General features: G+C 47.9%; 14 protein-coding genes. 4 read left to right on the top strand and 10 right to left on the bottom strand.

Features of this window, described 5'->3' with window-relative positions:
* Positions 1-323: 323 nt before the first annotated feature.
* From C7R56_RS06405 to C7R56_RS06375, 7 genes are all read right to left on the bottom strand, one after another.
* Positions 324-1649, bottom strand: a complete 1326-nt coding sequence (locus tag C7R56_RS06405) for a DEAD/DEAH box helicase (protein ID WP_234402594.1) — start codon at positions 1647-1649, stop codon at positions 324-326.
* Positions 1650-1878: 229 nt separating this feature from the next.
* A complete protein-coding gene (locus tag C7R56_RS06400; RefSeq protein WP_107995727.1) occupies positions 1879-3180 on the bottom strand; it encodes an RNA-guided endonuclease InsQ/TnpB family protein in 1302 nt (433 codons plus the stop codon).
* A 15-nt stretch (positions 3181-3195) separates the two neighbouring features.
* The gene (gene tnpA, locus C7R56_RS06395) at positions 3196-3597 is read right to left on the bottom strand and encodes an IS200/IS605 family transposase (RefSeq protein ID WP_107995726.1); all 402 of its coding nucleotides are present in this window, start codon (positions 3595-3597) and stop codon (positions 3196-3198) included.
* Positions 3598-3773: 176 nt separating this feature from the next.
* On the bottom strand, positions 3774-4793 hold the full coding sequence (locus C7R56_RS06390) for a Gfo/Idh/MocA family protein (RefSeq protein WP_107995725.1): 1020 nt from the start codon (positions 4791-4793) through the stop codon (positions 3774-3776).
* Between the two features lie 207 nt (positions 4794-5000).
* On the bottom strand, positions 5001-5702 hold the full coding sequence (locus tag C7R56_RS06385) for a DNA-3-methyladenine glycosylase family protein (protein ID WP_107995724.1): 702 nt from the start codon (positions 5700-5702) through the stop codon (positions 5001-5003).
* 146 nt (positions 5703-5848) lie between these two features.
* Positions 5849-6763, bottom strand: coding sequence for an aldo/keto reductase (locus C7R56_RS06380; RefSeq protein ID WP_107995723.1), 915 nt, complete (start codon positions 6761-6763; stop codon positions 5849-5851).
* A gap of 141 nt (positions 6764-6904) precedes the next feature.
* Positions 6905-7780 (bottom strand): metallophosphoesterase, encoded by an 876-nt coding sequence (locus C7R56_RS06375; protein WP_159072181.1) that lies wholly within the window; start codon positions 7778-7780, stop codon positions 6905-6907.
* A 245-nt stretch (positions 7781-8025) separates the two neighbouring features.
* On the opposite strand from C7R56_RS06375, the gene C7R56_RS06370 reads away from it, so the two are divergent.
* The 4 genes from C7R56_RS06370 (at position 8026) to C7R56_RS06355 (ending at position 12177) form a co-directional block, all read left to right on the top strand.
* Complete coding sequence (locus C7R56_RS06370) at positions 8026-9513, top strand: DUF1538 domain-containing protein (protein WP_107995721.1); 1488 nt, start codon at positions 8026-8028, stop codon at positions 9511-9513.
* Positions 9514-10179: a hypothetical protein gene (locus C7R56_RS06365; RefSeq protein ID WP_107995720.1), complete on the top strand. Its 666-nt coding sequence runs from the start codon at positions 9514-9516 to the stop codon at positions 10177-10179.
* 397 nt (positions 10180-10576) lie between these two features.
* Entirely contained in the window at positions 10577-11467 is an 891-nt protein-coding gene (locus C7R56_RS06360) for a transporter substrate-binding domain-containing protein (protein WP_107995719.1), read from the top strand.
* 29 nt (positions 11468-11496) lie between these two features.
* Positions 11497-12177, top strand: coding sequence for an amino acid ABC transporter permease (locus tag C7R56_RS06355; protein WP_107995718.1), 681 nt, complete (start codon positions 11497-11499; stop codon positions 12175-12177).
* Positions 12178-12215: 38 nt separating this feature from the next.
* Here the strand turns inward: C7R56_RS06355 and C7R56_RS06350 are convergent, their stop codons facing one another.
* The 3 genes from C7R56_RS06350 to acnA form a co-directional block, all read right to left on the bottom strand.
* On the bottom strand, positions 12216-12911 hold the full coding sequence (locus C7R56_RS06350) for a helix-turn-helix domain-containing protein (RefSeq protein WP_107995717.1): 696 nt from the start codon (positions 12909-12911) through the stop codon (positions 12216-12218).
* Positions 12904-13530: a hypothetical protein gene (locus C7R56_RS06345; RefSeq protein ID WP_107995716.1), complete on the bottom strand. Its 627-nt coding sequence runs from the start codon at positions 13528-13530 to the stop codon at positions 12904-12906. Before C7R56_RS06345 ends, C7R56_RS06350 begins: the two co-directional genes overlap by 8 nt.
* 283 nt (positions 13531-13813) lie before the next feature.
* Positions 13814-16507 carry an aconitate hydratase AcnA gene (gene acnA, locus C7R56_RS06340; protein ID WP_107995715.1) on the bottom strand — a complete coding sequence of 898 codons (2694 nt, stop codon included), beginning with the start codon at positions 16505-16507 and terminating at the stop codon, positions 13814-13816.
* Positions 16508-16560: the final 53 nt, after the last annotated feature.

Genomic DNA, 16560 nt, shown 5'->3' with positions numbered 1-16560 from the left:
ATTGGGCTCGCGGATTGGCGAGCCGCGTGGACTTGTGGGACTGGGTCGCCCGGCTGGCCGGGGTTACGGCCCCCATTTTGAGTGTCTGCTCCGGCCAGGGGATGCGCCGCAGGAGGAGAGATACGATGTTACCGGGCTCCTCCTGCGGCGACGGCCTCGCCGGAGCTGAGTACAGTTTGCGGGTGCTGTCCTCCGGCGACAGCCGGCTTGGCCGGAGGTCCGGCCGCATTCAAAAAAATGCAAAAATCCGCACGCCGCCGCGGACAGCCTACGCAAGCGCGGTTTGGGGCTGTCCTTCCGGCAGAATGCGGAAAATTCTTCAGTTATTCAGTTGGCTTTTGTTCTGTTGGCTTGCGGCGTGCGCCTTTGTTTTTCAGCGTTTTTGTGCGGACTTTTTTCTTTTTGATTTTCTTGGCTGGTATTGTTGGGGACGCCTCTTCCTCTTTCAAGGCAGCTTTTTTTTGGATTTTGGCTGCTTTGGCTGCGGCCGGTTTCTGCGCATCGCGGATGGCGTCACGTGATTCGCGGCTCGGAAGTTCGTTGACGAGCTCACCTCCGTAGATGAAGAATTCTTTTACTTCATCAGGATGCGGTGCGAAGCGTTTGATATCGCGACTGTTGCGGTCATTCACCAAGGACAGCACGACCCCTTTTTTGCCCATCCGGCCCGTACGCCCGGAGCGGTGCAGGTAAGTTTCCTTCGAAAGCGGCAGATCGTAATGGATGACATACGGCAGATCCAGGATATCGATCCCGCGGGCGGAAACGTCCGTCGTCAGCAGGAACGTCGCGTTGCCTTTGCGGAATTCATCCATGGCGCTCTTACGCTGCGCCTTGCCGTAATCGCTGTGCAGCATGCGGACATTGATGCCCTCGAACTGCAGTTTTCCCGCCAAATAATCAAGTTCCTGCGTGGAATTCACGAAAACGAGCGCCTGCATGCCTTCCAGGTTGCCCAAGCGGCGCAGCATTTCCGCACGCTTCCGCGTCGGCGCCTCGATGAAACCATGGACAGTCTGGTCCATGAATTGACCTTCCTTGGTAGTGTCGAACCAAAGCGGCTCCGTGTTGAACCATTTCTGGATATCCTTCAGGTTTTCGCTATTGGTAGCCGAAAAGAAACCCATCTGGCGGGATCCCGGCGTTTTTTTTATCAACTCGCGCAAGGCACTCAGATGCTCTTCCTGCATCAAGTAATCCGCTTCATCTAAGATGACCGTCTTGATGTTGTGCAGTCTGAGTTTTTTCTGGTTGGCCAATTCCAGCAATCGTCCCGGTGTTCCGACCACGATTTCAGGCTTTTCTTTCAACTTGTCGATTTGACGGCCTACGTTCGCGCCACCGATGATCACTTGCGCGGTCAAGTCTTTCAGGGAACCCCATTCCGCCAAAACGTGCCCTACTTGGTGCGCCAATTCCTGCGAAGGCACGAGCACCAACAATTGCAATTCCTTGCTGGCATCCGTTTTTTGCAGCAACGGGATGGCATAAGCCAAGGTTTTACCGGTACCGGTCGGCGATAGGCCGACGACATCTTTGCCTTCCATCAACGGTTTGAAGACATTCTCTTGGATTGGTGTCGGCAACTGAAAACTCATCTCGTTCCAGTATTTCTCGAATGGCATTGCCATTTCTTCCATCATCATCATTTATTTCCTCATTTCTTATAATGCAGCCTGTTTTTAGGCTGCGGTGCATAGCTCGCGCGGAAGCATCCGACTGACCTACGCCTCATGTCAACAACCCATGACTGAAGTTACGGGCTTGCGAGCCTCTTGCGAGGCTCTGGTTTGTATACAGCGGACTACGCATCAATTGACACGCCCTTTGATCCTAGCGAGAGGAACTGTCAGGTACCAAGCAAACCTGTTTCTATGATTAAGCAACCACCAATGATGGTGCCAATAATACTTCATCAATCCAACGGATACCATAATTGCGTAGATTCAATCCGGCGTTATGGTCTCTATCGTGCCATTCATGACAATTATTACATGTCCATTCACGAGTGGTAATATCGCCTTTCAGGGCTGTGTTTTTCACGCCACAATCAGAACAGATTTGTGTTGAAGCAAAGCTTTTCGGTGCTTTCACAAAATACTTCCCTTGTTGCTCAAGTTTGTACTTGAGATATAGACGAAAGTTGCCGAACCCATTATCTTGTTGGTTTTTCGCCAACTTCAGGGTTTGTCCAATCGCACGAAGGTCAAGGTCTTCAACTACGACCATATCATAACGGTTTGCGAGGGCATAGGCCTTCTTATGCAGCCAGTCTTTCCTTTGGTTCGCAACTTTCATATGGAGTTTCACTACCACCAAACGTTGACGTTTCCATCGTTTAGAACCTTTTACCATGTGGGATAGTTTACGCTGTTCTTTTGCTAAACGTTCTTCCATATCTCGATAGTAGTGTGGGTAATTGGCTTTCTTACCTTCATTATCTACGAAGAAATTGGCTTGTGAATAATCCAGTCCAAGAATACGTTCAACAGCAGGGATACCAATGCTTTCGACTTCCATTTCAAATTCAACATTGATGGATACTTCGAACTTCCCTTGAGCGTTCATTGTTATCGTCACGTTCTTGATACGACTGTTCGTCGGTAAGGGACGATGTATATTCAATTTGATTGTTACTTCCGACAGCTTACTTTTCTGGGCAGTCGGGAGATGAAGAACATTGTTCTCACCAATGAAGATGTTGTCGTTTTGGTTGAATGTGGTATAGCTTAGCTTGCTGTTCTTGCGAGAATGGAATTTCGGCATCCCTTTAAGGTCACGGAAAGTAGGCTCAATACCAAGAGTTTTCTGACGCTTAAGGACAGACTTCTTGAATTGTCCTTTGAAGGCGTTCTTGTTGAATAGGGAAATTGCTTTATTGAAATGTTGCTTTGCTTCGTTCGAAGCGAATGCATCCACTTCATAAAGGTATTTGTTGCCTTCCTCATTCATACGGGTTTGCTTGAATTCTTTGACTGTCGGCATTACCATTTCTTTGAAAGTAGGAAGTTTATCACCGATGGTGTGCCCATTCTTTTCAAGATACTCATACAAATGAGCTACATGAAGGTTGTACATCAAGCGGTCTGCACCAAAGCATTGACGGAAGTAGCTTTCTGTTTCATCAGATGTTGGTGCTCCGCTATACACATAACCGCGATTGACTGTTTCTACTGACATTGGTTTCACCTCCTATCATTTTTGTGGTTGGCTTTGGATGTATTTCCGCACTTGTTCCTCTGTTTTTCCGCTGACTGTCGCAATGAAATAACTAGGATTCCACATGTGACCACCCCATAAGTATTGCTTAATTTCGGGGTATAACTTAAACAGTCGTCTTGCTGATTGTCCTTTGAGCGTTTTAACTACTGACGGTATATAGTGTTGAGGTTTCATTGAAATGAGAAGATGGATATGGTCTTTATCTGTTTCCATTTCTTCCACTTCAATTCCTTGTTCAGCACAGATTTCTCGTACGATTTGTTTGAGCGATTGTTCTATTTGGTTTACTAGAACTTTACGTCTGTACTTCACACACCAAACCAAATGGAACTGTAGGGAATACACATAACCTCGACCGTGTTTGACTTCTACCAAAGCTATCACCTCACAAGAATATTATACAATAAATATGATCTATCCAACAAGTCATATGTTATTGCTTATTCCCCATTAAAACAGGCTTAATAGTTAATTTTATAAAGTCATATGTCGAAATTTAAGGTGCCAAAGGTACCCCTAAACCCGAACGGCGATTCATCTCATGACTAAAGTCACGAGGGTTCTCGCCTAACTACTAAATCCGCTGGGTAAACGATGCCCGCTTTTTTGCGCAAAGCTTCCATTGTTCGGTTGACGTCTCGGCTGATCTGCGTCCAACGTTCATAGTCTTCTATAGTATCAGGATTTTCCGGATCATTCAAGACGCGCGCGAATGCACGGACTTCGTCATCCATGAAATGTCCTGAAGCTTTTTCGGCTAATTGGTAACGTTCGCTAGTGTCGCCGTCCACCAGTTCGACAGATTGGATCAAATTGACGCCATCGAGAATCAACGTTTTTTTGCCGCTGTAGATTTCCGAATCAGCGAAGGAATTATAGATTTTCGACGCGTGCAGGCTGACTGTGAAATATGGATATTTCAACAGCGATGTGCCGGCTCCATCCACGCCCGTCTGGATTTTCTTGGCGGCATAATCGACTTCCTCGGGCACGCCGAACCAAGCGATGGCGGCATACAGCAAGTATACGCCCAAATCGGAGAGCGCCCCGCCGGAAAAAGCGAGCGAGAAGATGTTCGGTTCCTCGCCGGCCAAGACCTGATCATAGCGGGAGGAGTATTTGGCATACGTGAAGCTGGCGCCGTCGATTTCGCCCAATTTGGCGATTTCATTCTTGACTAGCGCGAAGTTCGGTTCATGAAGATGGCGGGCTGCTTCAAATAGGAAGACATTGTTGGCTTTCGCTGCAGAGAAGGCTGCCTCCCATTCTTTCGTGTTCGAGAAGACCGGCTTCTCGACGATAAGATGCTTGCCGTTCGCGATGGCCGACATAGCTTGCTCGAAATGGAGGCTGTTCGGCGATGCGATGTAGATGGCATCCACTTCCTCCAGGGCTGTGAATTTATCCAACTCAGTGACGAATAAATCCGCGCCGTAGCCCTCGCCAAAACTCTGGGCATTAAACTGGGTGCGGCTGTAAACCGCTTTTATTTCAAATTGTCCGGATGCTTTAGCCGCTGTCGCGAATGCATGCGCAATGCTGCTCGTTCCGATGATGCCTAATCTGATCATGGCTTTATCCCCTCACTCACTGTTTTCTTTTGAACATTCTATTCCTATTCTACACTAATCGGGGGTGGATTGCTTAGCGATACCATTTTTTTAAGGCGCAGAATGACCGTTTTTTTTCGGGTGGGTTGGGCTTTCGTCCGGTTACTGCAAACCGCAATAGAAGTAAAACCAGCATCCCGATGCAGATGGGATGCTGGCGTTGTACCATTATAGAAGTTGCTTTTCCGCCCGTTTCAATTGTTGGCGCTGCTTCAGGCGTTTTTTCTTTTCGGCTTCCGTCAGCGGCGCATAGTCCTTCAGATCTGGCAAGACGCCGACGGACACTTCCCACAGATAGAGGCTCGCGATCGAACCGTATGGCGCGTAACGCCGTTTGTATTTCTGGAACAATGGCTTCGTGATTTTGCGGTGATGGTACACCATCCGCAGTCCGCGATGGATGGCGAGGTCGTCCCAGCTCAGCACGTCCTGACGCCCCATCGAAAAGATCAGCAGCATCTCGGCTGTCCATTTGCCGATGCCGCGCAGTTGCGACAGTTCGGCGATGACCTCTTCATCGTTCATGTCCTTCAGCGCCTCCAGGTCGCATTCGCCGGAAAGGACTTTTTCGGCCGCCTCACGGATATAGGTCGCTTTACGGGTCGACAAACCGCACTGCTGGATTTCTTCGATGCTCGCTCGGCAAAGATTCTCCGGCGTGATCGCTCCGAAAGCAGCAAGCATCCTTTTCCAGACGGTCTCTTGGGCCTTCATCGAAATCTGCTGGCCGACGATATTGTTGATGAGCGCTGAAAACAGATCCGCATCGATCGGCCGTTCGATCGGCCCGATCCGGTCGATGATGTCCGCCAAAATCGGATCTTTGGCCTTCAGATAGCGGATTGCTTCTTCGTCATAATAAAAATTCATCCTATCCATCCTTATTCTAAGTATTTACAGCTATTGTACCATTTTTCAGACATTCGCATAGAAATGGGACCTCTAGTTTTCATGAATACATGGTTACAACCTAAAAAAGCCGGAGACTTGGAAGTCCCCAGCTCTATCATTTTTCATTAAACAGTCTTATGCGTATCAGCAGTCTTATGCGTTTTAAGAGCCTTATTTGTATCGAACCCGATGCGTTTACCCAAGTTGTGGTCTTGGTGGCCTTTTTCGAAATTAGTTGGCTTTTGGATGCGCGTGATCATTTCCATTTCCTGATCGGTCAAGGTGAAGTCGAAGATGTCGATATTTTCTTTCATGCGATCGGCATCCTTCGTTTTTGGAATAGGAATGAGGTCACGTTGCACACACCATTTCAATACAACCTGCACCGGCGTCTTGCCATATTTTTCACCGATTTTGATGACTTTGCTTTCCGAGATGACCCGGCCTTTTGCCAATGGGCTGTAAGCCATGGTCACGATATTGTTGTCATAACAGAAGTCATCGACGACTTCCATATTGTTGTAAGGGTTAATTTCAAGTTGGTTTACTGCTGGTTTGATCCGGCAATTTTCCAGTAACTGTGTCAGATCGCCGCGCATGAAATTGGAAACACCGATACTGCGGACGATTCCGGAGTCTGTGGCATCTTCTAAGGCTTTCCAGGTTTCAGCATTGACACTGTCACTTTCGCTAGGCGAATGAATCAGGAATAAGTCGATGTATTTCAGTCCGAGACGGTCGTAGCTTGCTCGAATCGCTTCCGTTGCTTTCTCAAAGCCCATGTCGTCTTTCCAGATTTTGGTGACGACGAAGATATCATCTCTGGAAATGCCACCGTTGATCGCTTTTTGGATACCGCGGCCTACGCCGACTTCATTTCCATACATGCTGGCTGTGTCAATCAGGCGGTACCCACGCATGATGGCCATGAAGACTAATTCTTCCGCTTCATCATCGCTCACATTCCAAGTGCCGTATCCGATTCCGGGGATTGTAAAACCATCATTCAGAGGCATTCTGTCCATTAAGCTCTTCACCATGATAACCCACACTCCTTCTACTTATTACCTTAAGTGTAACGCAATTCCGCCAGAAACACAAAAATTATTAATGCGCTTTCATAACAAACCGGAGGGAACGCTCTTCCCTCGCCGCTTCGGGGATGATTAGAACGAGTGCCCCTAGCGTGCTTTGGAAACCAAGCCATTCGTCAAAGTCACGACGACCATTTCCGGACGGTTGTTGATACGGAACGGGAAAGAAGATCTGCCCAGACCGCGGCTGACGACCAGTTTCTTTTCTTGATCCGTCGGCAAGAGATAGACCCCTTCGGTATGCTGCGGCATCCGCCCTTGTCCCGGCGCATAGAGGCCACCCAATCTCGGGATGCGGACCTGCCCACCATGCGCGTGTCCGGCGAATGTGATATCGGCTGTCTTCTCCGGATCGATGTGATACTTCAGAAAATGTTCGGGCCGGTGCGCCAGCAACAGGCGCGTTTGCCCTTGCCAATCTTTGCGGAGCTTGATTTTTTTCAGGAAGTCCTTCGTAATTTTCTGGATGGCCGAGCCCTTGTCGCTCAAACCCATGATGACGACAGGCTTTCTGCCTTTCGCCAGAACGCTGATTGCTTCATCGTCCAGAAATCGGATCCCTGTTTTCTTGTACAAATCCAACGCAATTTGGAACATAGGCGAATGACGGTCATGGTTGCCGTTGATGGCATAGGTCGGCGCAATCCCCGCCAATTTCCGGAACAGTTTTTCCACAACCGTTGGGTCAAAGGTCTCATCACCTTGGATCTGGTCGCCGGTCAGGAAAATGAAGTCCGGATCCGCGTCTTTGGCCATGTCGATCAGTTTGTTCAAGTCGATTTTCTCTTTCGGCAGATGGAGATCCGAAATCTGAACAATCTTCAGCCCTTCATTTTCCGGTGCCAAGTTTTTGACCGGAATCGTGTACTCGGTCTTTTGGATCCAAGTATTTTGGAGATGCAGATAGGCCGCTGCGCCCGCCAAAACGGCAGTCTTCAGCAGATGTTTGTTTTTTATGCTCATATTAATCATCCTTCATGAAACCCTATAGTTTCCTTTATTCTAATGCTTTGGAGCGCTTCCGTCAAAGTAAAACGTTTGGCTCTTGTAGCCGTCGGAACAACAAGAATTTTCTGAGAACATCGGGATATTGCCCGATGGCCTTCAAACCGGTTTGTTTTACTTCCTATTTCATAGTAGTCATGTTATGTTTAATGTATGAATATTACTCTTCAACATTATAACATCACTAGGAAAGGAATGAATCTATGCGTATATTTACAGAAAAATTAAGGGAAGTCCTGCAGTCCGTACTGCCAATTACGTCGCTTGTCGTCCTGCTCCACTTCACTTTAACGCCGCTCGAGACAATCGACCTGCAGCGGTTCTTGTTCGGCGCGTTATTGATCATCATTGGCCTGTCCATTTTCCTTTTCGGAGTTGATCTCGGCATCACGCCGATCGGGAAATTTCTCGGAAGAGGCTTGGCCCGCAGTAATAGCATGAAATACGTGCTCGGGATGGGGCTTGTGCTCGGTTTCTTCATCTCGATCGCAGAACCGGATCTGCATATTTTAGCGACGCAAGTCTCCGAGGTCACGAACGGCATGTATCCGAAAAATCTGCTCTTGGTCGTCGTTTCTGTCGGCATCGCCGTGATGCTGACGATCGGCCTTTTCCGGATTGTTTACCGTTATCCGCTGAACAAAGCGTTCACTTTCCTCTACCTCGCCATCTTTGGCTTGGCTTACTTCAGCACAAACGACCTGTTCGCCATCGCTTTTGATGCCTCGGGATCGACCACCGGTGCTTTGACCGTACCGTTTATGTTGGCATTGGCGGTTGGGGTTGCATCCCTGAACCGGCGGACGCAATCAGCTGAAGAGGACAGCTTCGGCCTGGTGGGGATCGCATCAGCCGGCGCCATTTTGGCCGTCTTGATACTGGGTTTGTTCGTCCGCTCCGATGAACCGCTCTCGGGCTCGATACCTGCCAGCACGGCTACTGTAACCCCCTGGCTTGCGCCTTTCCTGTATGAGTTGCCGAAGATCGCAGGCGAAATTTTGTTGGCCGTTTCGCCGATATTGATCATTTTCCTACTCAACCATGTTTTCTTTGCGGATGAAAAACTCTCGAAGCATGCTTTCCGTCGTATTTTCTTAGGTATGGCTTATCTGTTTGTCGGGTTGGTGCTTTTCCTGACCGGAGTGAATGCCGGTTTCATGGAAGTCGGACGCAAACTTGGCATGCTGATCGCCGGGATGGACAGCTCCATTCCGGTTCTGGTCGTCGGATTTGTACTGGGGGTATTGGTCATTTTGGCGGAACCTGCAGTATATGTATTGACGCATCAAATAGAAGATGTTACAACTGGATATGTTAAGCGCGGTATCGTGCTGGGTTTCCTATCCATTGGAGTCGGGCTGGCCGTCCTGTTGTCGGTCGTGCGTGTACTCGTCCCTTGGCTGCAACTGTGGCACTATCTCGTCCCCGGCTATCTGATCATCCTTGCACTCTCCTATAAAGTTCCGAAGCTGTTCGTCGGGATCGCTTTTGATGCGGGAGGCGTTGCTTCAGGACCGATGACGGCCACTTTCATTCTGGCGTTCATCCAAGGGGTCGCGGAAATCACACCGGATGCTAATGTACTCTTGGAAGGTTTTGGGATGATTGCGATGGTGGCAATGATGCCGATCATCTCGCTGCAATTGTTAGGCGCCATTTACCAGCGCAACAGTGTAAAGGAGGGTCTTTGATTGACCAAACAAGTTGAAAATACACGATTCTACGATATCATTTTTGTCGTCGTCAACATCGGAAAAGCCAGCCGAGTGCTTGAAGAAGCGAAAAAATGCGGCATTACTGGTGGGACCATCATGCATGGTTCCGGAACGGTTTCCAGCGCTTTATTGCGCACCATCGGTTTTTATGAAGTTAAAAAAGAGATCCTCTTTATGGTCTGCGCGCGAGAAAAGACGCAGCCCACAATCGAACACATCAGCTCACTCTTCCATTTCGAGTTGCCGAATCGCGGCATCCTCTTCACAAGTCCGGTTTCGCACTTGATGGGTACGCACGGTGAACGCTTGCATCTGGACGAAAAGGACGCCCATCCGTTTGCCGATCATGAGGCTTTCTTTACCATTGTTCCCGCCGGTTTGGGAGACGAAGTCGTCGAAGCAGCGGCAGCGGCAGGTGCACGCGGTGGAACCCTTTTCCACGGAACTGGTGCTTTTGCGGAAAAATGTCGGAAAGTGTTCGGAATCGAACTGGACACCGGCAAGGATATCATCATGAACCTCGTCACTTCCACTGTTGCTCCTGCTGTTGAAGCTGCCATTGTCGAGCGGATGCAGCTGGATGTGCCCGGAAACGGCTTCCTGTTCAGCTTTGATGCCGAGAACATCCGCGGCGTGCGTTAAAAGTACTACTATTGATAGTCAGACATGAAAAACCCAGATTGGTAATTGATACCGATCCGGGTCTTTTTGTTTTTCCTACGGGGGGCTTGGGAGGTTGTCCGATTCTTGCTGCTTATCGGACAACTTACAGGCTTTTCTTTTTTCAGTAACTTTCGTTGCATATTGCGGGAGCTGTTCCCCACTTCACAAACTGTTTTGCGAACTGTACCAACATCTCAAGCGAATGTTCGGAACCACGCAACAAGACATGCTCATTTTGTTCAATCTTTCCGTTGAAAATTATTTATAACAGCATGTGAAACTGTATTATTTTTATGAATAAAACGGTTGCTTTCAGCCCGGATACATGCTATCTTATGTCTAGTTCTTATTCGAGGAAAAAGGAGAGGTTTCACGGATGGTTAAGAAAAAGAGAGTATTATTTGGCGGTTTGACAGCATTACTAGGTTTGACTTTGGCGGCCTGCGGGAGCGGCGAAACAACCGACAGCAGCGTTACTGATACAGCGGTGTTAACTGATTCAGAAACAGCATGGGACAAGATCGAGGAAGCCGGCGTTTTGAAGGCAGCCACTTCTGGAACGCTTTACCCTAATTCTTATCACGACAAGGAAACCGACGAATTGACCGGTTACGAGGTGGAAATCCTCCGTGAAATCGCTGAGCGCATCGGCGTGGAAGTGGAATTCACAGAAATGGGCGTGGACGGCATGCTTACTTCCGTCAACAGCGGCGCAGTGGATGTTGCAGCATTCGGGATCGACCGCAATGGTGAAAATGCCGACAAATACAATTACACGACCCCTTACAAATATTCATTCGGAGCCATGGTCGTCCGCGAATCCGATAATTCCGGCATCGCAACGCTGGAAGATTTGAAAGGCAAAATCGCTGCCGGTGCGGCAACGACAACTTACATGAAAGTCGCGCGTTACTTCGGAGCGGAAGAAAAAATCTACGACAACGCGACAAACGATATGTATCTTTCTGACGTAGCGAACGGACGGACAGACGTTATCCTGAACGACTATTACGCACAAAAATTGGCGACTGCCGCTTTACCGGATATTCCTGTAAAAGTGCATGACATTTTCTACAACCCATCCGAAACCAATTTCTCCATCAAAAAAGGCAATGACGAATTGACCGATAAATTCAACGAAGCCTTGGACGAAATGCGTGCGGACGGCACTTTGGCGGAATTGTCGAAACAATTCTACGACGGTGCGGATGTGACCGTACAGATCGAATATGATTTCCCTGTGATCGACGTAAGCGAAGTAGAATAGAAACCGTAAAATAGAAAGGTGGGCAAGACATGTCAGGCATCCAATGGCAGTATATCTTCAATCCGGAATTGGCTCTCGACAGCCTCCCGTACGTCCTGAAAGGGATGGGCTATACACTTGGAATCGCGTTGACCAGCATGGTGAATGGCACGCTGCTTGGCTTTTTCCTTGCCCTCCTGCAGCTGGCCAAGTTGAAACCACTGCGCTGGCTGGCGCGGCTCTACATCTCCTTCATGAGGGGAACCCCCACTTTGGTCATTTTGTTCCTGCTCTACTTCGGCTTTCCGTTCATCGGCATCCAATTCACTGCCGTCACGGCGGCCATCATCGGCTTCAGTATGAGCTCGGCTGCCTACAGTGCGGAAATTATCCGCTCATCGTTGAATTCCGTCAACCACGGACAATGGGAAGCGGCCTATGCGCTGGGGCTGAAATGGTCATTCATTATGCGGAAAGTGATCGTGCCGCAAGCATTGCGGATTGCCATTCCGCCGATGAGCAATGTGCTGTTGGACCTGATCAAAGGATCATCTTTGGCGGCGATGATCACCGTTCCGGAAATGTTCCAGAACGCCAAAATCGTCGGCGGCCGCGAGTTCGACTATATGACGATGTACATCCTAGTCGCGCTCATCTACTGGGCGGTCTGCAGCGTCTTCGCTGCTTTCCAGACACGCATCGAGAAGAAATTATCTTTATATGTGGAATGACAAAAGAGGCAACCTCAAAAATTGAGGTTGCCTCTTTTTCAGTTTAATTCCTTGACTATTTCAGAGACTTTTTCCAAATTTTGTATTGTATTAGATTTTGAGCGGTTTATTTTTCTTCCGCCTTTGATTCTGACTATAGCTTTCCCTCTTGGACTTCGAATGGTCCCTTCAAATACCCTTACTTCAGCAGAAGGCCTACAGTTTTCTGCTTTTTTATTGACTTCCAACTCTTTCTTGACCTCTTCAGGCAACGCCATATAGATCAACATTTGTGAAGAACCCGAAGCAGCAGACTTCCCTTGCTCCCACGACCTGATGGTGGATATGTTCATATTAACAATCTCCGAAAACTCTTTCTGAGTAATCCCTAATACGGTCCTGAATAATTTATAAAAAATCTTTTTCTCAAATGCTTTGCCGGAATTCAATAGTTTTATCAAGGCTTTCTTATTGCTGGCTTGCTTCTGTTCATCTACTTTGTTCTTTAAATCATAATAGATGTAAAAAAATTTACCTTCAGCTGATTTTTCGGGTGTCCCAAATAGAAATTCTTTTAATTGCAATTCATCAATCGCGTAGTCTTTCATCAACTCTTCTCTGGAAACATCCAATGCCGCCATGAAATGTTGCATTTCCAAAGATTGTTTTCCAAAAGGAGCGTCGTACCTGCTCTTCTCGTCTTTAAAAGGCTTCAACTCAGTATATTGCTCAGAAGTAAGATGTTCCTTACCCATCAGTATCATCCCTTTCCAGTTGTTCGATCATATCTTGTATCTCTACGGAACCATCCAGAGCCAATGCCATTATATCCGTCTTATCAACATTTCTTTGTCCAGAGTAGCTCGACGGCGTAAACGAAGAGTTAGAATACGCCTTGTCAAATACGCCAACAACATATTTATTGTATGAATATGTTTCGCCAATCTCAACCATTTCCTGACCTAGCTGAAAAACGCCCCTTAAGATGATATCAGTCTCTCCAAAAATCTCTTGCTTAGCTCCCTTTAAACGTGAATTCAAATCCAGACGAAATTCATAGATACGATTGCCTGTTGAGAGTTGCTTATTGTTCAACTTTTGGATGATCCTTAGACTCATCTCCACCTCATGTCCCCTAACCCGAATAGCGATTGACTTATCTTTAGGAACTGTAAAGTTATCCCACCAATCAAAATCATAGCCATTAATCTGTTCCAAAACAGCGATAATAAAGTTGTATAGTGCTAGCGATTTGATGTCGTCTTGAGCGTCTAAATCGGCTAAATAGTGATGCAATAACTCATCTGGCTGAACCTGGTTGCTGTCGATGCTGTACCAGCCATCAACTTCACCGAGTCGGTTTATCCTTACCATGATTTCCCACAACTCCTCAGTGCGCAGTATAGCAGCAACCTCGTAACACGTAATATTTATTATTACATAATATTATAAGGTACCCATTCTTATTAGTCAATCAAACCAACCTCAAACTCCGGTAGAGTTGAAATTGCCATCGTCCTCCAAAAATGGTCTGCTAAAGGTAAAATACGCAAAAAGCAGGCTGTTACGGGCCTGCTTTTTGCGTATTCTGGAAACCGGAGTCGGGGCCGGCTTCTTCTATTTATAGTTTTACTCGAAGTAGCAAGTTAAGAAAAGCCTATTTGATCTTGTTTCTGAGCACCATCGGCAAAATCCCTTTGTTGCGGTAGTAGTCGATCTCGATCTCAGAATCCAGTCTTGCGATAGCTTGGAATGTTTTTTCCGTTCCATCCGCAGCTTGTGCTGTCACAGTGATCACTTCATTCGGTTTTACCTCATCCGTGATCGCGATCGCGTACTCTTCCAATCCAGTCAATCCTAACGTTTCCGCATCTTCACCTTTCAGGAATTCCAGCGGGAGCGCACCCACCATGATCAGGTTGGAGCGGTGGATCCGTTCGAAACTTTTCGCGATGACCGCATCGACGCCCAACAGTCTGGCGCCTTTTGCCGCCCAGTCACGGGAAGATCCCATCCCATAGTCGTCGCCGGCCAGGATGACCAATCCCGTGCCATCTTCTTTGTATTTCACGCTGGCATCGAAAATCGGCATGATTTCGTTGGTCGGGATATATTTGGTGAATCCACCCTCCAGTCCGTCAGCCAAAGCGTTTCTCAGGCGAATATTCGAGAAGGTACCGCGCACCATCACTTCATGGTGTCCTCTGCGGCTGCCATACGAATTGAAGTCCTTCGGTTTCACGCCATGCTCCATCAGATATTTTCCAGCCGGAGACTTCATTGCGATGGCTCCAACCGGTGAAATGTGGTCGGTTGTGATCGAATCCTGGAATTTCCCTAAAACACGCAATCCTTTCAGAGTCGTAATCGGCTCTGTTTCCAATTGGAAGTTTTCGAAGTATGGCGGATTTGCGATATAGGTCGAATCGGCATCCCAATCGTAGACTGGTTTATCTGCAGATTCAATTTTGTTCCACAAGTCGTTTGAATCGAATACGGAACGATATTCTTCTTTGAACATATCCGCCAGAACCGATTCATTCACAACTTTTTGGACTTCTTCGTTGCTCGGTAAAATGTCCTTGAAATAGACAGGCTGGCCTTCTTTGTCTGTACCGATCGGGTCAGTGGCCAGATTCACTTTGACATTTCCTGCTAAAGCATAGGCGATGACCAAGTGCGGCGCTGCCAGGTAGCCAGCTTTCACTTCCGCATGGATGCGTCCTTCGAAGTTGCGGTTACCGCTCAATACAGCCGAAAGCAGGATGTTGCCCTCTTTGGCCGCTTCGCTGACTTCCGGTCTCAGCGGTCCGGAGTTGCCCACGCACGTCATGCAGCCGTAGCCGATGATGTTGAAGCCCAATGCTTCCAGGTAAGGCAATAAGCCCGATTTTTCATAATAGCGCGCCGTCACTTTCGACCCCGGCGACATGGATGTTTTGACATAGCGTTTGACGGTCAATCCTTTTTCGACTGCATTTTTGGCCAATAAAGCGGCGCTGAGCATCAGGTACGGGTTGCTTGTATTCGTGCAGCTGGTGATGGCTGCGATGGATACCGCTCCATTTTCCATCTCTTCTTGATAGCCGTCTTCATAGGTGATCGTCACTTTATTGTCGATATCGGCTGCCTCCAACCCAAAGCCTTGATTCCCCATCGGTGCGGCATATGCCTCTTTAAATTCTTTGCTGACATCGGATAGCTTCACTAAGTCCTGCGGTCTTTTCGGACCTGCCAAGCTTGGTTCCACTATTGAAAGTTCGATTTCGATCAGCTCTGAATACTCTGGTTCGATTGCATCATTGTAGAACAGGTTGTTCGCTTTGACATAGGTTTCGATCCTGTCCACTTTCGCATCTTCTCTGCCGGTGAAGCGCAGATAGCCCAATGTTTCGTCATCGACCGGGAAGAAGCCGCAGGTCGCACCGTATTCCGGTGCCATATTGGCAATGACCGATCTGTCGGCGATCGTCAGGTTTTTCAAACCTTCACCGAAATATTCGACAAACTTTCCGACTACCTTCCGTTCACGCAGTACTTGGGTCATTTTTAAAGCCAAGTCAGTTGCCGTTGCCCCGTTTTGGAGTTTGCCTGTGAAGCGAACTCCCACGACATCCGGCAGTTGCAGGTAGCACGGTTGCCCCAACATGCCTGCCTCGGCTTCGATGCCGCCGACGCCCCAACCAAGGACACCCAAAGCGTTGATCATCGTGGTGTGCGAATCGGTTCCGACCAAAGTATCCGGGTAGAGGATGGTTTCCCCATCGGCTTCGGCTTCCTTCACGACATCCGCCAGGTATTCCAAGTTCACCTGATGGACAATCCCTGTCGCTGGCGGCACCACACTGAAGGAATCAAACGATTTTTCCGCCCAACTGAAGAATTCGTAACGCTCACGATTCCGATCGAACTCAATTTCCGCGTTCATTCTGAAAGCATCATTGAATCCTGAGTAGTCGACTTGAACGGAATGGTCAATGACCAAATCCACCGGTATGTCCGGATTGATGATTGCGGAATCTTTACCCAATTTATCGGTCACATAACGCAATGCTGCCAAGTCCACGATCGCCGCTCCGCCTGTCAAATCCTGCAGAATGACACGGGATGGTTTGAATGGGATCTCTGTTTTCACTTCGTTTACAGGTTTCCAGTTGGCTAAGGACAGGACGTGTTGTTCGGTGATGACGTTGCCGTCCTCTTGTCGCAACAAGTTTTCCAGCAAAACACGGATGGAATATGGCAATTTGGCGATCGTCACTTTTTCATTTTCCAGTGATTTCAGATCGTAGTACTTATACTCCTTCCCATTTGTATTGATGGTTTTAATTGATTTCTGCTTGCTGTTCATAGTATAGTACCTCTCCAATTTCTATATTCTTGTATTTACTTAGTGTGATTGTA

This window comes from Trichococcus paludicola, from assembly GCF_003052295.1.
Lineage (GTDB): Bacteria > Bacillota > Bacilli > Lactobacillales > Aerococcaceae > Trichococcus > Trichococcus paludicola.
This window is presented reverse-complemented; position numbering and strand designations above follow the sequence as displayed.

Bases quoted from the DNA above. Each gene is read 5' to 3' on its own strand.
- C7R56_RS06385 (WP_107995724.1), bottom strand. From the start codon at position 5,702: ATGAATTTTTATTATGACGAAGAAGCAATCCGCTATCTGAAGGCCAAA.
- C7R56_RS06370 (WP_107995721.1), top strand. From the start codon at position 8,026: ATGCGTATATTTACAGAAAAATTAAGGGAAGTCCTGCAGTCCGTACTG.
- C7R56_RS06345 (WP_107995716.1), bottom strand. From the start codon at position 13,530: ATGGTAAGGATAAACCGACTCGGTGAAGTTGATGGCTGGTACAGCATC.
- C7R56_RS06360 (WP_107995719.1), top strand. From the start codon at position 10,577: ATGGTTAAGAAAAAGAGAGTATTATTTGGCGGTTTGACAGCATTACTA.
- C7R56_RS06380 (WP_107995723.1), bottom strand. From the start codon at position 6,763: ATGGTGAAGAGCTTAATGGACAGAATGCCTCTGAATGATGGTTTTACA.
- C7R56_RS06375 (WP_159072181.1), bottom strand. From the start codon at position 7,780: ATGAGCATAAAAAACAAACATCTGCTGAAGACTGCCGTTTTGGCGGGC.
- C7R56_RS06405 (WP_234402594.1), bottom strand. From the start codon at position 1,649: ATGATGATGATGGAAGAAATGGCAATGCCATTCGAGAAATACTGGAAC.
- C7R56_RS06400 (WP_107995727.1), bottom strand. From the start codon at position 3,180: ATGTCAGTAGAAACAGTCAATCGCGGTTATGTGTATAGCGGAGCACCA.
- C7R56_RS06350 (WP_107995717.1), bottom strand. From the start codon at position 12,911: ATGGGTAAGGAACATCTTACTTCTGAGCAATATACTGAGTTGAAGCCT.
- acnA (WP_107995715.1), bottom strand. From the start codon at position 16,507: ATGAACAGCAAGCAGAAATCAATTAAAACCATCAATACAAATGGGAAG.
- C7R56_RS06390 (WP_107995725.1), bottom strand. From the start codon at position 4,793: ATGATCAGATTAGGCATCATCGGAACGAGCAGCATTGCGCATGCATTC.
- C7R56_RS06355 (WP_107995718.1), top strand. From the start codon at position 11,497: ATGTCAGGCATCCAATGGCAGTATATCTTCAATCCGGAATTGGCTCTC.